General features: G+C 45.3%; 15 protein-coding genes and 1 rRNA gene. 11 read left to right on the top strand and 5 right to left on the bottom strand.

Going from position 1 to position 18,299, the window contains the following annotated elements; all coding sequences use genetic code 11:
* The 5 genes from L4D76_RS13335 to L4D76_RS13315 form a co-directional block, all read right to left on the bottom strand.
* Positions 1-68: ribosomal RNA gene (locus L4D76_RS13335) — 16S ribosomal RNA — on the bottom strand; the annotation flags it as partial.
* 477 nt (positions 69-545) lie between these two features.
* Positions 546-2,339, bottom strand: a complete 1,794-nt coding sequence (gene phaC / locus L4D76_RS13330) for a class I poly(R)-hydroxyalkanoic acid synthase (RefSeq protein WP_428441385.1) — start codon at positions 2,337-2,339, stop codon at positions 546-548.
* Positions 2,340-2,407: 68 nt separating this feature from the next.
* Entirely contained in the window at positions 2,408-2,755 is a 348-nt protein-coding gene (locus tag L4D76_RS13325; protein WP_428441380.1) for a phasin family protein, read from the bottom strand.
* A 117-nt stretch (positions 2,756-2,872) separates the two neighbouring features.
* Positions 2,873-4,078, bottom strand: coding sequence for an acetyl-CoA C-acetyltransferase (locus tag L4D76_RS13320; protein ID WP_428441379.1), 1,206 nt, complete (start codon positions 4,076-4,078; stop codon positions 2,873-2,875).
* A 40-nt stretch (positions 4,079-4,118) separates the two neighbouring features.
* A complete protein-coding gene (locus L4D76_RS13315; protein WP_428441378.1) occupies positions 4,119-4,859 on the bottom strand; it encodes an SDR family oxidoreductase in 741 nt (246 codons plus the stop codon).
* Between the two features lie 688 nt (positions 4,860-5,547).
* Between L4D76_RS13315 and L4D76_RS13310 the strand changes: the two genes are divergently transcribed.
* From L4D76_RS13310 to L4D76_RS13260, 11 genes are all read left to right on the top strand, one after another.
* The gene (locus tag L4D76_RS13310) at positions 5,548-6,504 is read left to right on the top strand and encodes an AAA family ATPase (RefSeq protein ID WP_428441377.1); all 957 of its coding nucleotides are present in this window, start codon (positions 5,548-5,550) and stop codon (positions 6,502-6,504) included.
* Complete coding sequence (locus L4D76_RS13305) at positions 6,501-7,487, top strand: DUF58 domain-containing protein (protein ID WP_428441376.1); 987 nt, start codon at positions 6,501-6,503, stop codon at positions 7,485-7,487. Before L4D76_RS13310 ends, L4D76_RS13305 begins: the two co-directional genes overlap by 4 nt.
* Positions 7,480-8,025, top strand: coding sequence for a DUF4381 domain-containing protein (locus L4D76_RS13300; RefSeq protein ID WP_428441375.1), 546 nt, complete (start codon positions 7,480-7,482; stop codon positions 8,023-8,025). Before L4D76_RS13305 ends, L4D76_RS13300 begins: the two co-directional genes overlap by 8 nt.
* Entirely contained in the window at positions 8,018-8,983 is a 966-nt protein-coding gene (locus L4D76_RS13295) for a vWA domain-containing protein (RefSeq protein WP_428441374.1), read from the top strand. The genes L4D76_RS13300 and L4D76_RS13295 overlap by 8 nt, the downstream gene beginning before the upstream one ends.
* Positions 8,976-10,811 (top strand): vWA domain-containing protein, encoded by a 1,836-nt coding sequence (locus tag L4D76_RS13290; RefSeq protein WP_428441373.1) that lies wholly within the window; start codon positions 8,976-8,978, stop codon positions 10,809-10,811. The genes L4D76_RS13295 and L4D76_RS13290 overlap by 8 nt, the downstream gene beginning before the upstream one ends.
* 4 nt (positions 10,812-10,815) lie before the next feature.
* The gene (locus tag L4D76_RS13285; RefSeq protein WP_428441372.1) at positions 10,816-12,516 is read left to right on the top strand and encodes a BatD family protein; all 1,701 of its coding nucleotides are present in this window, start codon (positions 10,816-10,818) and stop codon (positions 12,514-12,516) included.
* Between the two features lie 287 nt (positions 12,517-12,803).
* Positions 12,804-14,060 (top strand): serine/threonine transporter SstT, encoded by a 1,257-nt coding sequence (sstT, locus tag L4D76_RS13280; protein WP_428441371.1) that lies wholly within the window; start codon positions 12,804-12,806, stop codon positions 14,058-14,060.
* A 612-nt stretch (positions 14,061-14,672) separates the two neighbouring features.
* Positions 14,673-15,689: a TRAP transporter substrate-binding protein gene (locus tag L4D76_RS13275; protein ID WP_428441370.1), complete on the top strand. Its 1,017-nt coding sequence runs from the start codon at positions 14,673-14,675 to the stop codon at positions 15,687-15,689.
* A 99-nt stretch (positions 15,690-15,788) separates the two neighbouring features.
* The gene (locus L4D76_RS13270) at positions 15,789-16,343 is read left to right on the top strand and encodes a TRAP transporter small permease subunit (protein ID WP_428441369.1); all 555 of its coding nucleotides are present in this window, start codon (positions 15,789-15,791) and stop codon (positions 16,341-16,343) included.
* Entirely contained in the window at positions 16,336-17,658 is a 1,323-nt protein-coding gene (locus tag L4D76_RS13265; protein ID WP_428441368.1) for a TRAP transporter large permease, read from the top strand. The genes L4D76_RS13270 and L4D76_RS13265 overlap by 8 nt, the downstream gene beginning before the upstream one ends.
* Before the next feature lie 129 nt (positions 17,659-17,787).
* A complete protein-coding gene (locus L4D76_RS13260; RefSeq protein ID WP_428441367.1) occupies positions 17,788-18,285 on the top strand; it encodes a gluconokinase in 498 nt (165 codons plus the stop codon).
* Positions 18,286-18,299: the final 14 nt, after the last annotated feature.

The following is an 18,299-nucleotide window of genomic DNA, read 5'->3' as shown; positions in this document are numbered from 1 at the left end:
CGCTCGACTTGCATGTGTTAGGCCTGCCGCCAGCGTTCAATCTGAGCCATGATCAAACTCTTCAATTAAAGTTTTGTTGTTCCCTAAGGAACGGCTCAATGATTTTTACTGATTTTCTGTTTCAACCCCTTCTTCGAGAAGAAAGAGCGAAACGTAAATTGACTGTGCCAATATAATTACTCTGCAGTAACTACATCGTTTGGTCACTCAGTTCATTGATAAATCTTTCGACGAATCATTTCACGAGTGCCCACACAGATTGCATGGTCAAATTATTAAAGAACGTGGTTGCCTCAGCTATCTACTCGGTAGTTTGTTGTGACAACGAGGCGCATTATAGGGAGATATTCAAACATAACAATCCTTTTTTATGTTTTACCAATCAACAGCTCAACAATTAAGCACCAACAGGCAATTAATAAGGTAATTCAAACAATAATGCTTTGCTGTTTTTTATTCAAGCACAAAAAAGCCGACAAATATTTGCCGGCTTTCTTCAATATATTTTGTTAAGCGGAACTAAGCCCGTTTAACAACAAACTTAATTACTGCTCTTTCATGTTCGGAATTTCTATCGGCAGTGTTTGCAATACGTATGAACCAGGTGCCGCTGCCATCACAGGATAATTGGCGTTTCCTGATGTTCGCGCATCAATCTGTTCATCTGCATTATAGTCTGCCAACCAGCTATTCCAGTGAGTCCACCAGGAGCCATCCTGACGGTTTGCTCCACTCAGCCATTCTTCAGCGTCTTCAACCCGATTATCATTCGTCCAGAAGCCATATTTGTTTTTGGCTGGATGATTAACAATGCCGGCGATATGACCGGATTCACCAAGTACAAACGTTGAATTACCATTCAGCTTTTGAGCTCCACGGTAAGTCCCTTGCCAAAGGGCAATATGATCTTCTTGGGTAGAGATAAAATACGCCGGTACTTTTATTTTTGTCAGATCAATATAAACGCCACCGACTTTATACCCTTTAGGTTCTACCAATTTATTTTCCAGGTAGAACTGACGCAACAGTGTACTGTGACAAGCTACAGCCACATTCGTGCTATCGCCATTCCAATACAACAAGTCAAAGTCAATAGGACTATTACCTTTAAGATAATTATTGATGTAGTAGTTCCAATATAAGCTGTTTTCACGCAACAAACTAAAGGTCACACTCAGTGAACGACCGTCCATATAACCATTAGCTTCATTCTGCGCTTCAATCGCAGTGACAATTGGATCATTGACATAGGCACCAATCTCACCAGGCTGTGAAAAATCCAGTAAGGTTGTAAAATATGATGCTGACTTAACACGATTACGCATACGCTTAGCCGAGTAATAAGCTAACGTTGTCGCCAATAAGGTACCGCCAATGCAGTAGCCTGCCGCATTAATTTGCTTCTCACCCGTAATATCTGCGACAGCATCAATCGCTTTCACGACACCATCAAGTACATAATGCTCAAAGTCAATATCAACCATCGTTGCGTCTGGGTTACGCCACGACATTATGAATACCGAGTGACCTTGTTCTACCAACCAACGCATCATCGAATTCTTCTCACGAAGATCCAAGATGTAATATTTATTAATAAACGGAGGAACAATAAGCAGCGGTGTTTGATTCACTTTTTCAGTCAGTGGCTTATATTGAATCAGCTCGAATAGCTCATTCTTAAACACCACATCACCCGCAGTATTCGCAACATTATCACCCAGCTTAAAGGCATCATTATTGGTCATGCGAATTTTGAGAACATCGGCACTTGCCTTCATGTCTTCCTGTAGCAATTCCATACCTTTAACTAGGTTCTCGCCATTTGTTTCAACGGTAAGTTTTGCGAGCTCCGGATTGGTCGTTATAAAGTTGGTTGGAGAAAGGGCATTAATTGCCTGGCGCGAAAAGAACCCTAGCCGCTCTTTAACTTTCTCATCTAATCCTTCAATCGAATCGATGCTTTCTCTCATCGTATTACTGTAAAGCAGATAAGACTGCTTAATATAGTTATAAAACGCTTCGTTTTCCCATGCAGGATCACTGAAACGCTTGTCATCTTTTTCAGGCTTAACTAGATCGTTGCCTTCACCACCATTCATGGCGACGTTCTGCCAAATTTTCATTTGGTTTTCCCACCACTCCATTTGCACTTTTACAAGGACGGCAGGTTGTGCGGATGCTTTCTCAATCAGCTGTTTTGCATCATCAATGCTTACTTCGTTTAGCGCTTGACTAAGAGGGCTATTATAGGCTGTTTTGCCAGAATCCAGTTCCTTCCACCATAGCTGGTTCGTGTCCTGGAGCTTGGCAAAATAGTCAGAAAAGAAGTTATAGTTCATTACAATGACCTCTGTACCTGGGCTAATAATGCCGCCCTGAGGAAGGGGCGGCAGAGTGGTCATATCATTTAAACTGGATTCACTTGCTTTACATTTTCAGCAACAAGTTCTTCAACATCATTTTTAAATGTTTGAGCAACTGAAGTAAATTTATTGCTATCATCCATTAGCTGCTGAGAAAGTTTAGTTAACGTTTCTAGCTGCTGACCATTGAATGCTGTCAACGATTCAAGATCTTTCACTTCGCCCACGGCTTTAAGCTGAGATAAGCCAAGATTGCTGTACGCACGTACAGCTGAAAGTTGAAGTTCGGTAAGATCTTCAACATTCTTAGTGAAGAGTTTGTTGAACTTAACGTAAGGTGCAAGTGTCTTTTCTGTTTGCTCTGAGAAAGATTTAAACATTTCCGTATACATAATCTTAATTCCTTAAATAACAAAAAGTAATTAGCAAAGTACCTGACCAGGAATTAGCTTTTAACTCAGGCAAGTACAATCTGGGAACAACTGCTCTTTATCTGGAGCAACTGAGAGTTAAACCTTCTTCAATACGATGGCAGTACCCATACCACCACCCACACAAAGTGTGGCCAGGCCATATTCCGTTCCGCGTCGACGCATTTCGTGTAGAAGGCTGACAATAATGCGGTTACCTGATGCGCCCAGAGGGTGACCTAGTGCAATCGCACCACCATTAACATTAGTACGTTCGGCAAGGTCCTCAACGGAAGTGTCTAATTCTTTAGCCACTTCGTGCAACACACCTAAGGCCTGGCCAGCAAACGCTTCATTGAATTCAAACAAACCGACTGACTTAATATCCAAATCAGCTTTATCCAAGGCTTTTACAACAGCAGGAACAGGACCTAATCCCATTAGTTCTGGCGCAACGCCAGCTTGTGCATAGCTTTGAATTTCTGCTAGTGGTGTCAGGCCATATTTCTCAACCGCTGCTTCAGAGGCCACGATAATTGCGCTACCAGCATCATTGATGCCCGACGCATTGCCCGCCGTTACCGAGCCATCCTTTTTAAAGGCTGGACGTAACTTCGACAGACCTTCAATAGTGGCATCGGCTTTAGGGTATTCATCGGTATCGACTAAGCTGGTTTTACGACGAACCGTCACTTCAACAGGTACGATTTCATCAACAAACTTACCTTGTTCAATGGCAGCCACCGCTTTTTGCTGACTAGCTAAAGCAAAGTTGTCTTGTTGTTCGCGAGTCAGGCCGATTTTTTCAACCACATTTTCTGTGGTCATACCCATGTGATAGTCGTTAAAAACATCAGTCAAACCATCAGCAATCAATAGATCTGTCAGCTCCATGCTGCCCATTTTCTGACCATCACGAATTTGCGATGAGACAGCGAAAGGTATTTGTGACATACATTCCGCGCCAGCTGCAACCACCAGCTCAGCATCGCCAGCTTTAATATGTGCTGCGGCATCCATCACCACTTTCATGCCACTACCACACACCATATTCAGGCTATAGGCAGGAACTTCATTTGGAATACCAGCATAAATAGCGGCCTGGCGACCCGGGCCCATGCCCTGTCCAGCACCAACTACGTTGCCAAGTATAACTTCATCAATTGCTTCAGAAGCAACATCAGCCTGCACCAAAGCGGCTTTAATCGCTACAGCAGCAAGGTTCGCAGGGGAAACCGTTTTAAGAGCACCGTTAAAGCTACCAATTGGTGTACGTTTAGCGGCAACAATAAATACTTTAGTCATGATCTTTTTGCGTCCATTCTTCAAACGTATTAATACACGCTTAGTGCATGTATAAGCCACCGTTAACTGATAAAGTTTCACCGGTAATATATGCGGCTTCGTCACTTGCCAAGAAAGTAACTGCGGCTGCAATTTCAGCAGGGCGAGCCAGACGTTTCATTGGAACTTCAGCTTTGATCCCTTCAAGTATCTCTGGTTTAATCGCTTCAACCATTGCTGTGCCGGTATAACCAGGGGCTATCGCATTTACTGTAACGCCTGATCGTGCACCTTCTGCGGCCAGGGCTTTTGTAAATCCAATCATCCCTGCTTTAGCTGCAGAATAGTTTGTCTGACCAAACTGACCTTTCAGACCATTGACAGAAGTGATATTGATAATGCGGGCATTACCATGTTCACACATTGCACCGAACAGCGGATGAGTCACGTTATAAAGACTGTTCAGGTTTGTATTAATAACATCGTTCCATTGCTCAACCGACATACGTTTGAAGGTGGTGTCACGTGTAATTCCAGCATTATTAACCAGTACATCTATGTAGCCTTCTTCTTGCAACAATGTTGCAATCGCCTCTTTGCAATAGGCCGTATCTGTAACATCAAGCGGGAACAAGCGAACCTGATCTTCTGAATAATTATTCTCTTTAAACCATTCCTTCGCTTCTGCTTCAATTTTAGGGTAATACGAAGCAATTACACGATAGCCTGCCTTAACCAAAGCTTCTGTAATCGCAGAACCCATTCCACCATTTGCACCAGTCACTAATACTTTCTTACTCATTAAATCAGACTCCATCCTATCACTACAAATCACTATGCTCATGTATTTACTGGGCTTTATCATTAATACTCACGTTATAAACATGAATATCAATCCAGATAGCAATTAAGCTATTCACCTGAATATGTTTCCATATTAGCGATTTAACATGACACTGCTATGTTCTATTTGTTGCACAAGACACATAAGAGCATAGACACATATAAATATCAAGATGCAGTATTGGTGGTCTTACCAATATACCTGAATAGAATCACAAATATTTGTCCTATTAGTCAAAAGATACATTGTCACCATAAGCATGAGCTTTGTGATGCCCCATTGATTAAATGTTAATTATTAAGATACGCATTTGTACCAACGAAGGAGTAAAAAGCATAACGAACATCTGTCAGCATGTTTTCCACATTCCATATGCATCTATGCACAAATTTTATTCATTAGTATCATTGAGGCGTGAGGCGTTAAGCTATAAGGAACTAAACTCTGGCTGGTGTATGACGAAAAGAGACTGGTAAATAGTTCCAGGTCGCAAGGTGGCGCCATATTTCATCATGATCGAGCCATCACTGGACACGAATCGCTGAATATTATAAAAATCATGCTGCGTGAACTTAATTGTTTTTTCTTAGTCTGACTTTCACTATTTCCTGTTTGACTGTTTGTATTCCAAGGACATAACCAATCTATGCTAGCAACAACTTTTCAACGCCTTAAAACTTACCTGGAAAGCCAGGTAATTGGACAGCCTGATCTCGTAAAACAGTTATTAATTGCCTTGCTTGCTGATGGGCATATTCTGGTAGAAGGGCCCCCTGGCCTTGCTAAGACCCGTGCAGTCAAGGTGCTGTCTGATTGCATCGAAGGCAGTTTTCACCGAATTCAATTTACACCGGATCTGCTGCCTTCCGATCTGACGGGTACGGATATCTTCCGTCCGGAAACCGCTGAATTCACCTTCCAGCCAGGTCCGATTTTCAATTCGCTAGTGCTAGCCGATGAAATCAACCGCGCCCCTGCGAAAGTACAAGCTGCGATGCTAGAAGCGATGGCAGAAAAACAGATCACTGCTGGTCGCAAAACCTATTCTTTACCTGAACTATTTCTGGTGATGGCAACCCAGAATCCTATTGAGCAGGAAGGCACCTACCCTTTACCTGAAGCACAGCTCGATCGTTTCTTACTGCAGCTCAATGTGAACTACCCGGATGAAGCCAGTGAGCTGGAAATTCTGCGCTTAAACCGCGGCGAAGCCTTGGGGATTGTAAAATCAGAGCCTGTACAGATCAGCCAGGCAGAGATCTTTGCAGCCCGAACCGATGTGTTAAACATCCACATGGCAGAAGATGTCGAGCATTACATTATTCGTCTGACCATGGCGACACGCCAGCCTGAACGCTACAGCAGACAACTGGCAAGTTGGTTACAAATGGGAGTGAGTCCGAGGGCATCTCTGGCTTTAGATCGCTGTGCCCGGGCAAATGCCTGGTTAAATGGCCGTGATTTTGTTACTCCTGAAGATGTCCAGCAGATGGCCTACCCGGTATTGCGTCATCGTCTGTTACTCAGCTATGAAGCACAGGCCGAAGGTATTGCGGCAGATTCCGTGGTGAGTAACCTTATCGCTCAGGTTGCCTGCGCATGACAGAAAGCGAAATGACAGTTTCCCTGCCCGCCCACAGCGATGGTGTAAATCTATCGCTGGCAGAGTTGCTGCAATATAAAAACCAAGCCGTACGCTGGCTGCCACCGGCGCAAAGTGTCTGGTCACAACTTAATGGTCAGCACATGAGCCGCCAAAAAGGCCGCGGAATGAACTTCTCAGAAGTTCGCCCTTATCAGGCAGGTGATGATATCCGGGCAATTGACTGGCGGGTAACAGCGCGAACCGGGAAAACCCACACCAAGTTATTTACCGAAGAACGTGAGCAACCTGTCATGTTGCTGATAGATATCAGTGACAGCATGAAATTTGGCTCGCAGCTGATGCTGAAATCGGTTCAGGCGGCGCACTTTGCCAGCTTATTAAGTTGGCTGGCGGTACGTGAAAAGGATCGGGTCGGCGCCATCATTTATGACGGCAACCAGCTGATAGAGTGCAAACCGACAGCGCGCCAGCAAGGACCGCTCCGTGTTATCAATGCATTAATCGGAGCACATCAGGCTTTTGGTGAGCAAAAAAGTGCCTGTAAGCCAACGAAGGCTGCTGAACAAGAAGAAAACCGACCCTCACTTCCGTTTTCCGCCGCACTGAAGCACTTGCACCACTTATGCCCGAAAGGCAGTGAAATCGTGATCATCAGTGATTTTTATCAGCTTGAAGATGGTGATAAACGCCGCCTGAGCCAGTTGCGCTATCACAACCGGATCCAGTTTGTGCGGATCCATGATCCCTTAGAGCAAGGCCAAACGGCATTCCGGGGCCACGAAAATGTTGCCGATAGTAAACAATCACTCTGGCTCGATTTTTCCTCAAAGAAAACCCGGGAAAAACTCAGCCAGCAGTATGAAGCACATCAATGCTTTATCAGGGAGATGACCCGAACGCTGGCGATCCCACTCCATGACTTATCTTCAGCGATACCTTTACTACAGCAGTTAGGAGGTCAACGCATTCATTATGGCTGATCAAACTCTTGCTCCTCTTCCTCTGGCTGATATTCATCTTCAAGCTATTCCGGGCATTTGGCCGCTGGCTTGGGGATGGTGGCTATGCATTCTTTTGACCATTGGTGCAGTCTTCATTATTGCCCATAGGCTCAAACAGTACCGCGCAACTCAACAAGCCCGGAAAGAGGCCATGCAACAACTCAAGGCCCTTCGCCAGACAGAAAGCCTTGGCGATATCAATGAGTTATTACGCCAAGCCGCTCTGAGTTACTTTCCGCGCCAACAAGTCGCTGCATTAACCGGTGAAAGCTGGCTGGCATTTCTTGATCAACAGTTGCCGGCTAAACACCGAGGGTTTCAAGATCATTCTGCATTATGGCAGCAAGGGTTGTTTTCCCCGCAAGGGATCAACAGAGATGATTTCAAACAGTGCGAACGGCTCGCGTCTGTCTGGCTGACAAAAGCGCTGCCACCGAAAAAACCAGCTTACTCCTCAGACAGCCATTTATCCGTTAGCGACTCATCTGTTGACAAAAAGGAGAGCCGGGATGTTTGAATTCATCTGGGTTTGGGCCTGGGCACTACTTCCTCTGGCGTGGCTGGTCTATCGTTTTAGCAAGCCTGTCATCAAGCCAGCAGCCATCAAGCTGCCTAAACTGCCCGAAGGGATCGGGCAACAGCAGCCGAACACTATCTGGCGAAAAATCATTATGGTCATTAGCTGGATCTGTCTGATTGGTGCACTCGCCCGCCCGGTCTGGTATGGCGATCCTATCGAGATACAACCGGATCACAGGGACATGCTGCTGGCTGTCGATCTGTCAGGATCGATGGCGATCAAAGATATGGTGACCACGGATGGCAACAGCATTGACCGCTTAACCGCCGTAAAAGAGGTGCTGTCTGACTTTATCGAGAACCGTAAAGGTGACCGGCTTGGCTTGGTACTGTTTGCCAATCATGCATACCTTCAGACACCACTGACCTTTGACCGCAATACCGTTCAGCAGCAACTGGGCCGGACTGTCTTAGGTTTAATTGGTCAAAGTACCGCGATCGGTGAAGGCTTAGGCATTGCGACCAAAACCTTTATTGACAGCGAGGCACCGCAACGAGTGATCATTTTACTCAGCGACGGTGCCAATACTGCCGGCGTCATCGAACCACTAGAAGCGGCAAAACTGGCGGCCAAAAGCGGTGTGACCATTTATACTGTCGGCGTGGGTGCAGAGGAGATGCTTCAACGCAGTTTTTTCTCGACCCGTAAAGTCAACCCTTCACAGGATCTCGACGAAAGAGCCTTAACCAAAATCGCCGATATGACGGGTGGTCAATATTTCCGTGCCCGTAATCCACAAGAGCTAAAAAATATTTATCAGTTAATTGATCAAATGGAACCTATTAATACTGCGCAACAAACCTGGCGTCCTCGTGACGAGTTATTCCGTTACCCGTTAACCATTGTTTTAGTGCTTTCCGTAGTCATCGCAATGATGAGGAGACGTCATGGTTGATTTCACCTTTCTCCACCCATACTGGTTACTCGCTATTCTGCCCTTGGCACTACTGCTGCCGCGGTTAAAAGGCAAAGCTCACCATTCGGGATTGATTGCACCGCATCTGGCTAAACAGCTCGGACTTGAGCGCGGTAAAGTAACCGCTAAACCTTTCTGGTTGTTAGGGATCGGTTGGTTACTGGCAGTCATTGCCCTTGCCGGACCAAGCTGGCAGAAAACAACCTTGCCCGCTTACAGTCTGTCAGGTGCACGGGTGTTAGTCATGGACATGTCACGTTCAATGTATGCCACCGACATAACCCCGAACCGCTTAACCCAGGCACGCTTTAAAGCACTGGATATGCTACCAGGCTGGAAAGAAGGCAGTACGGGCCTGGTCGTTTATGCCGCCGACGGTTATATGGTCAGCCCGCTCACCGAAGACAGCAGTACATTGAAAAACCTGATTCCCAACCTGTCTCCTGAAATCATGCCCATTCAGGGCAGTAATGCCGCAGTAGGAATTAAAGAAGCGATCAGCTTGTTAAAACAGGCGGGACACGCTGGCGGTGACATTATTATGGTCACAGATGGTATGAGTAAGAGAGAATCGGAACAGGTGATGGATTTACTCGATGATCAGGCATACCGTTTATCGATTCTTGCCATAGGGACTCAACAAGGGGCACCGATAAAACTGACGGATGGCAGATTGCTTAACGATAGCCAGGGGAAACCGGTTATTGCTAGGGTTGAACTGGATAACTTATTACCACTCGTGCGAGCAACCGGCGGGAACTTACAATTATCGCAAACAAGCAACCGGGATGTCGATGCCATCGTTGCTTCTACGGCCACACCGAGAGAGCAGGCCAATAAGGATAAAGAGAAAGAGCTGGAAGAGCGTATAAATGGCGGCTTTTGGTTATTGATCCCACTTATGCTGTTTGTACTGCTTGGATTCCGTCGTGGTGTGGTGATTGCAGCCATGCTGGTATTGATGCCCGTTGACCACGCTTTTGCATCACCATGGGAAACCAGCGATCAGCAAGGATACCAATCCTTCCAGCAAAAGGATTATGTTGCAGCTGCCGAGCAATTTTCAGATCCTCAATGGAAAGGCATTGCTCAGTACAAAGCCGGTGACTATCAACAAGCCGTCGAGACATTAGCACCGCTTACCGATCCGACTTCTCGCTATAACCTCGGTAACGCTTATGCCCAGGCCGGACAGCTGGATGAAGCCATCAAGACCTATCAGGATTTGCTGGCGAGCAACCCGGAGTATGCTGCTGATGCACGAAAAAATCTCGATGTCGTCAAAAAGGCCAAAGAGCAACAGCAACAGCAACAGCAACAGCAACAGCAACAGCAACAGCAACAGCAACAGAATAGCTCTGATAGTAAAGAGCAATCATCAGAGTCACAGCAAAACGACGGTCAGTCAGAGGATCAGCAGAATTCTGATAACAACCGTGATAGTTCGCAACAAGATAACGCCGATAAACAACAACCTGCTGACAATGCTAACTCGCAACAAAATCCCGAGCAATCACAAAACCAGGAGCAACAGCAGGGACAGGATCAACCCCAAGATCCCAACGAGCCAGAATCAACTCAACAATCTGCCGAGCAACAATCATCTTCTGAGGAATCTGAAACCCCAGAGCAACCATCTCAGGCTGTTGCGACCAATGATGACAATACGAACCCGCTGACAGCCAGTGATCCGATCCTTAAGAAGCTGGAGCAGGTACCCGATGACACCAGCGGTTTGATCCGTGCTCAGCTACTATTACAGGCTCGTCAGAAAAAAGCACCACAGTCTACCGAGAATTCATGGTGATACGATGAAAAGGAAAATGAATATTTTGTCTCTGTTAAAACGCCCAACAACTGCATTCCTGTGGGCAATAATGCTGGTTATCGCCAGTTTCATGCCTGCCATTGCTTCGGCAGCGCAGGCTGTAGCGACGGTATCAAAGAATATTGTCGGAGTGAATGAGGTATTCCAACTGACCGTGTTTATTGATGACAGCGTCAATACTGAACAACTGGATCTATCCGCTTTAGATGGCAATTTTATCTACGGCATACCCCGTATCTATAGCGGAAAAACCAACAAATTTGGTCCCCTTTCCTCGTACACACAGTGGAAAGTCGTATTGGCCACCGAAAAGATCGGAGAGTTTACCATCCCGAGTTTTCGCATTGGCAGCTCAACAACCGATCCGATCGTTATTCAGTCCCTGAAGAGCAGCAAAGCCAGCTCGACAAATTCCACCGATCCGGATATCAGATTCGATGCCGAGATCGATAAAGAGCAGCTCTATGTCGGTGAAAGTCTGCGTTACCGGCTGCAAATCCGTACTGATGTGCAGATAGATCAGCTATCTTTGACTGATCCGCAAGGCGACGGGCTGAATGTCACCCAGATAGGCGATGATCGACAGGCTGAAACCGTTATTAGTGGTCTCCGCTATGCTGTATTTACCCGTTATTATCAGATCACCGCCAATAAAGCAGGCTCAATCCTACTTCAAGGCGCTGTATTTAAAGGAAATATCGTTAAAAAAAATCGGAGGTTTGGTCCAGCATCAAGTACTCCTGTTGAAAAGAAAACCCAAAATCTGACACTTGAAGTAAAAGGCAAGCCTGCTGGTTATCAGGGATTATGGCTGCCGACCCCGGAGCTACAGCTTGAGCAGGAATGGCAACCGCAGATCAATTCTCAGCCACAGAAAAGTGAAGTGCGTGTTGGTGAGCCTTTAACCCGTATTATTACTTTACGTATTAAAAATGCGGCACAAAGCAGCATGCCTAATTTGTCACTGCAATATCCGGGCTCCGTTCGGGTGTATGACGAGAAACCGATTTACAGCAGTAACGATGGCTTCACCAGCATGACAATCAAACAGGTGATTATTCCGCGAGAACAAGGTCAGTTAACCTTACCGGCCCTGTCGATCAACTGGTGGAATACGACCACAGGCCAGCAAGAAACCAGCAAGCTCAATGGTTTGTCAATTGATGTACAGCCCGGTGATACCAGCAATACTGTTAGCATCCCACTGGCACCGGCTTTGTCAGATCCCCGTCCAGCAGACAGCTCCACCACGGCCGAAGTCAAAGTAGTGACAGATCGCGGATGGTGGCCTTGGGCGACGGCCTTGTTTGCCACTTTATGGCTAATCACCCTGGTGTTATGGCTAAGGGCTAAGAAAAATACTCAAACAGCAAAACATGCAACGACATCGACTCAAATGCCAACAGTTGCGAACCCCGTTGAACAGCTGATTGCAGCTGTAAAAGCCGGACAGCCGCTCCGGGTGCAAACCTATTTCCAGCAATGGCCGAAGCAGCATTTGAGCAATGACCTCATCGGCCAGTTAGAGAAAGAGGTTGCCGCAATGATGGCAGCCACTTACGGCAAAGAAAAAGGAACATGGGATAAAGCAGCACTGCTCGCTTTACTGCAACAGGCACAAAAGAGCAAAGCTCATGCAGTGAAATCACCAACATTGCAGCCACTGGTTCCACCTAAAACGTAAAAACTCATTCAATAAACGAATAAATAGTCACAATAAAAAGCTCATACCAGGGTATGAGCTTTTTTAACAAATAGCATCAGTTATTCAAGAGTAAGGTTAACACCACAAACCTGGACCAAGCCCGTATTGTAATACTTCCCTGCCATCACAAAAAATAACGTTAATGGCTTGTGACGCAATAGTTTCTAAAAAGATAGCTGGTAATCTATCGCAGATCCTGTTAAAAAATGTCTCTGAAGCGAAATATAACGCTTCAATACATATATAAAAATTATGCAGGATGTATTATGAATCAAACACAACCTTTTTTAGCCCGAGTCGCTAACGGAAGTTTGGTCGTCCAAATTATCGTTGGTATCATCGCAGGTATCCTCCTTGCGTCTATAGCACCTGAGTCAGCAATTACTGTTGGTTTCTTAGGTGGATTGTTTGTTAGTGCACTGAAAGCCGTCGCTCCGATACTGGTTTTCATCTTGGTTGCCTCTTCGATTGCAAATCAGAAGAAAGGTGCCCACACTAATATGAAGCCAATCATTATGCTGTATCTTTTCGGTACACTGATGGCAGCACTTACAGCAGTAGTCATGAGTTTCCTTTTTCCAACCACTTTAACTCTTGTTGCTGGAAGCGCGAATGCAACGCCACCTGAAGGCATTGCAGAAGTACTAAATACCTTGCTATTCAAGATTGTAGACAACCCAGTCAACGCACTAATGAGTGGCAACTTCATCGGTATTCTAGCGTGGGCAATCGCGCTTGGTTTTGCTCTGCACAAGGCAAGCGACGCAACCAAACAAGTGTTCCACGACATGTCTGAAGGTGTAACGTCGATCGTTCGCTTTGTTATTCGTCTGGCACCAATCGGTATCTTCGGTCTGGTTGCGAATACGTTCGCGGAAACAGGTTTTTCTGCACTGGCTGGCTACGCACACCTACTAGCAGTACTGCTAGGTTCAATGGCAGTGATTGCATTGGTGGTAAACCCAATCATTGTTTACGTAAAAACCAAAGAAAATCCATATCCACTTGTGTTCCGTTGCATTCGTGAAAGTGGTATCACAGCCTTCTTTACACGTAGTTCAGCGGCAAACATTCCAGTGAACATGCAGCTATGTAAAGATCTGGATCTGCATGAAGATACGTACTCAGTGTCTATCCCGCTAGGTGCAACCATCAACATGGCAGGTGCTGCGATCACCATTACCGTACTGACTCTTGCTGCAGTACATACTATGGGTGTTCAGGTCGATATCGCGACAGCTGTATTACTGAGTGTTGTAGCAGCAGTATCAGCTTGTGGCGCATCAGGTGTTGCCGGTGGCTCGCTGTTACTTATCCCACTAGCTTGTAGCCTGTTTGGTATTCCAAATGAAGTTGCAATGCAGGTTGTAGCGGTTGGCTTCATTATTGGTGTGATTCAGGATTCAGCTGAAACAGCTCTGAACAGCTCTACAGACGTTATCTTCACTGCAGCAGCCTGTAAGGCAGCTGAAGCAAATATGGTAACGCCACAAACGGCACAAACGGCACAAACTAGAATTTAAATTCTCTGGATAGCACTATTCCCCCTAACATTAAAAGCGGCAACCAATAGGTTGCCGCTTTTTTTGTATCATAGCTAAGTAATTGATTATTCAGCATAATGAGAAGAATATGATTTTCTCTTGATGATGCTTGATAACTCACCAATCTATGTATACCCAAGTGACCTCAAGATGCAGGATTCAGAGTGAGCTCAGCGTGTTCAATTCAAGGAAAATGTGTGTAGAAATGGCCATCCCTTTCAAACACATTTGACACAGAAGTGGGCACGCTGACTCACTCCCGAAGGGCGAGTTTTATTGGCTCCTATGCTGCGTTGCTGATTATTAACGTAGAACAACTATGTCTTCAAATCAGCGTCTTGCCTAGAAGCCAATAAAATCTCGCTGAACAAGCATCTTGAGATCACTTGGGTATAAACTGCGCTTGATTATAAGTTCCATTACTGACCTTTCATTTCCCTCTTGTTATTAACATGTGAATTTTTGTGATCCAATTCAAAGACAAGCAAACAAAGTTACCGGTAACATAAGCCCGGTAAAGTTACCGGTAACATATTATTTCTCAGCGATATAAATGCCATATAACAACGTGAACAAACAAAGGATATCAATATGAAAAAAATAGCGAAGACCTTAATCGCCGGAACGATCGCAAGCCTGTTATCAACAGCAGCATACGCAGCTGATTACACGTTCAAAATTCAATCTTCTGATCCTTCAGGTGATAAGAACTTCCAGGTTCAGCAAGCATGGGCTGACCGTATTGAAACAATGTCAGGTGGTCGTATTGATATTGATTTGTTACCTGTCGGAAGTATCGTAAAACATACTGAAACATTAGGTGCCATAAAGATGGGCATCATTGATGGTCATATCACTGCAACCGGTTACTTTTCCGGTAAAGATCCTGCTTTTGGTCTGATTGGTAATATGGTTGGCGCATGGTCTGACACCACTCAGTTACTGCAGTACATCAACTACGGTGGCGGCTATGAGCTAATGACTGAACTATATGCACCATACGGTGTAAAATTTGTTGGAGGCTCCACAACTGGCGTTGAATCATTTGTATCAAAAGTACCGCTTAACAGTGTTGCAGATCTAAAGGGTCTTAAGCTACGTGCACCTGAAGGCCTGGTACAACAAGTGTTCGCTGCTGCTGGCGCATCTCCGGTTAATCTGCCTGGTTCTGAAGTATTCACAGGCCTGAGCAAAGGCGTTATTGATGCTGCTGACTATACGGTGTTCTCAACCAACCAGAAAGCCGGTATGAACGACATTGCCACGCATCCCGTCCAACCAGGTTTCCACTCACTGCCTTTGATCGATATTTCTGTCAGCCAGAAGAAGTGGGACAAACTACCAACAGATCTGCAAGAAATTCTGACAACATCTGTACGTGATCTTTCATACGATATTACCACTCAGCTTAAAATTGCCGATCAGCAAGCTGTGAAAGAAGCTGAAGCGAATCCAAACATCACGATTCACAACTGGTCTGCAGACGAACGTAAGAAATTCCGAGAAATTGCCCGTGAGCAATGGAAAGTATTTGCAAAACGTTCACCAAATGCGGAAAAAGTTTACGAGTCAGTGACTCAGTTCTTAGAAGAAAACGCGCTGCTATAGCACCTGTTCTCCAGGTTACTAACAACAGCAATAACAAACTCAATAGCGATTTCTTTATGAGGGCGAATTCAGCCCTCAGTTCCACATGGACTTCCTGCGATGAATACCAACAAATCAGCTCAAGAACCTGACGATGAAAAGCCTCGTAATCTATTGGATGCTTTTATCATCAAACTTGGAAATCTACTTAGCCTTTTTTTTATTTTTACTGTTGCGATTTCATTTTACGAAGTCCTGATGCGTTATGTCTTCAACTCCCCGACCATCTGGGTTCATGAAACGGCCTCGTTCATTGGCGGCTCACTGTTTGTATTTGGCGGTATTTATGCCTTTGCCACCAACAAACATGTTCGGGTCGTACTTATTTACGATGCAGTTTCAGATAAAACACGGCATATCCTGAACATTTTCCACCATATTGTCGGATTAGCTTTCTCAGGATTGATGGCTTGGGCTTCCTATCAAATGGCTCTCGATTCCTGGTTTTCACCATGGGGAGAATTGCGATTAGACACTTCCGGTTCTGCCTGGAACCCACCATTCCCAGCGCTGCTTAAAGCCATTATTTTTCTGACCTTTTGTGTATTAGTGGTTCAGTTTATTCTTCACCTTATTTATGAAATCAATATCCTGAGGAAACAAAAAGATGTTTGATTTATCAGCGTTAGGTCTTGGTTACGGCAGTTTGCTAATGCTGGTTATGATGATTGCCCTTTTGCTAACGGGCATGCAACTGGCATTTGTTACCGGTTTTGTTGCTATATTTTTTACTCTGGGCTGGTTCGGTGTTGACGCTCTTCCTCTGGTAACCAGTCGAATGTATGGCTTTGTCGATGGCTACATCTTCCTTGCCGTTCCGATGTTCGTATTAATGGCGGCACTGTTAGATCGCTCAGGTATCGCTCGCGATCTGTTTGATGCCATGAAAGTTTTTGGTCGACGGCTTCGTGGCGGTGTCGCAGTCCAAACCTTATTGGTTGCAGTGGTACTGGCATCCATGTCAGGTGTGATCGGCGGTGAAACTGTTTTACTCGGTATTCTAGCCTTACCGCAGATGCTCCGTTTAGGTTATGACCGAAAGCTCGCAATTGGCACCACCTGTGCTGGCGGCGCATTAGGTACCATGTTGCCTCCAAGTATTGTCCTGATCATTTACGGTTTAACAGCCAGTGTCTCTATTGGTGACCTGTTTAAAGCCTCGTTTTTACCTGCGTTACTTTTGGCACTGCTGTACATCATTTATGTTTTAGTCCGTTGTAAATTGAATCCGGCTTTAGCACCTCTTCCTACCGAAGAAGAACTGGCACAAGATGCCAAACAACATCCGAGTTACTTTAAAGCCTTATTTTTCCCAATGCTGTCAGTAGCCACCGTACTCGGCAGTATCTACACCGGCGTCGCATCAGTCACTGAAGCTTCGGCATTAGGGGTTGTCGGTATCATGATTAGTACCGTGATCCGTGGCGAAATGAACACAAAAATGCTTAAAGACAGTGCCGTCGCTACGATGAAAACTTGCGGCATGATCATGTGGATTGGTATTGGTGCCAGCGCACTGGTCGGTGTCTACAACCTGATGGGAGGAATCCACTTTGTAGAACAAACTATCTTTGCGTTAAGCGGTGGTAGCCCAACAGCGACATTGTTAATAATGATGGCAATTCTGCTTGTACTCGGCATGTTCCTCGATTGGGTGGGTGTGGCGCTACTGACCATGCCAATTTTCGTACCGATAATTACCAATCTTGGCATGGATCCAATCTGGTTCGGTGTGGTGTTCTGCTTAAACATGCAGGTTTCATTCCTTTCTCCACCATTCGGACCCGCGGCATTTTATCTGAAATCTGTGGCGCCTAAAGACATCAGTCTTGGTGAGATTTTCAGTTCACTACTGCCATTTATCGGATTACAAATTATCACATTATCTCTGGTTATTATCTTCCCGCAACTTGCTCTGTGGTGGCAATAAACTGGTCTGAATTCATTCGTTTTTCGCTCACTGATAAATTCAGAGACCACAATTTGAAAGAGATTTGTGATTTAAGAGATTGATCAAATATTGCCCTGCCATCAGACAGGGCCAGGAAAAATACGCCTTATGAACAATAAAAACATATTAGTTATGGGAGTATCTGGCTGTGGGAAAAGCCTCATTGGCAGCAATCTGGCCGCAGCTTTAGATCTACAATTTTTTGACGGTGACGATTTTCATCCTCAGGAAAACGTAGAAAAAATGAAACAAGGTATTCCACTCACCGATGATGATCGTTTTGACTGGTTAAAAAAACTGAATCAGGTGTTTCGTTCAGAAGCAACAGCTGTGATTGCGTGCTCAGCGTTAAAACCAGAATACCGAGATATTCTTCGTCAGAACAATACCGAGCTGACCATCATCTATCTTCAGGGCAATTTCGAAACCATCTGGGATAGACATAAGAAAAGAGCCGATCACTACTTTAATGGCCACACGATGCTTAAAAGTCAGTTCGCCACTTTAGTTGAACCGGAACAACATGAAGCCATCTTCATCGATATCTGCCAACCGGCAGATCAGGTATTAACCGACATCTTAGAAAAACTGGTTATCAATCAGTAATACCAGACTAGGGC

The sequence above is a fragment of the Photobacterium sagamiensis genome (assembly GCF_050337085.1).
GTDB classification, from domain to species: Bacteria; Pseudomonadota; Gammaproteobacteria; order Enterobacterales; family Vibrionaceae; genus Photobacterium; species Photobacterium sagamiensis.
The sequence above is the reverse complement of the archived record's forward strand: the minus strand, read 5'-3'. Positions and strand labels throughout refer to the sequence as shown.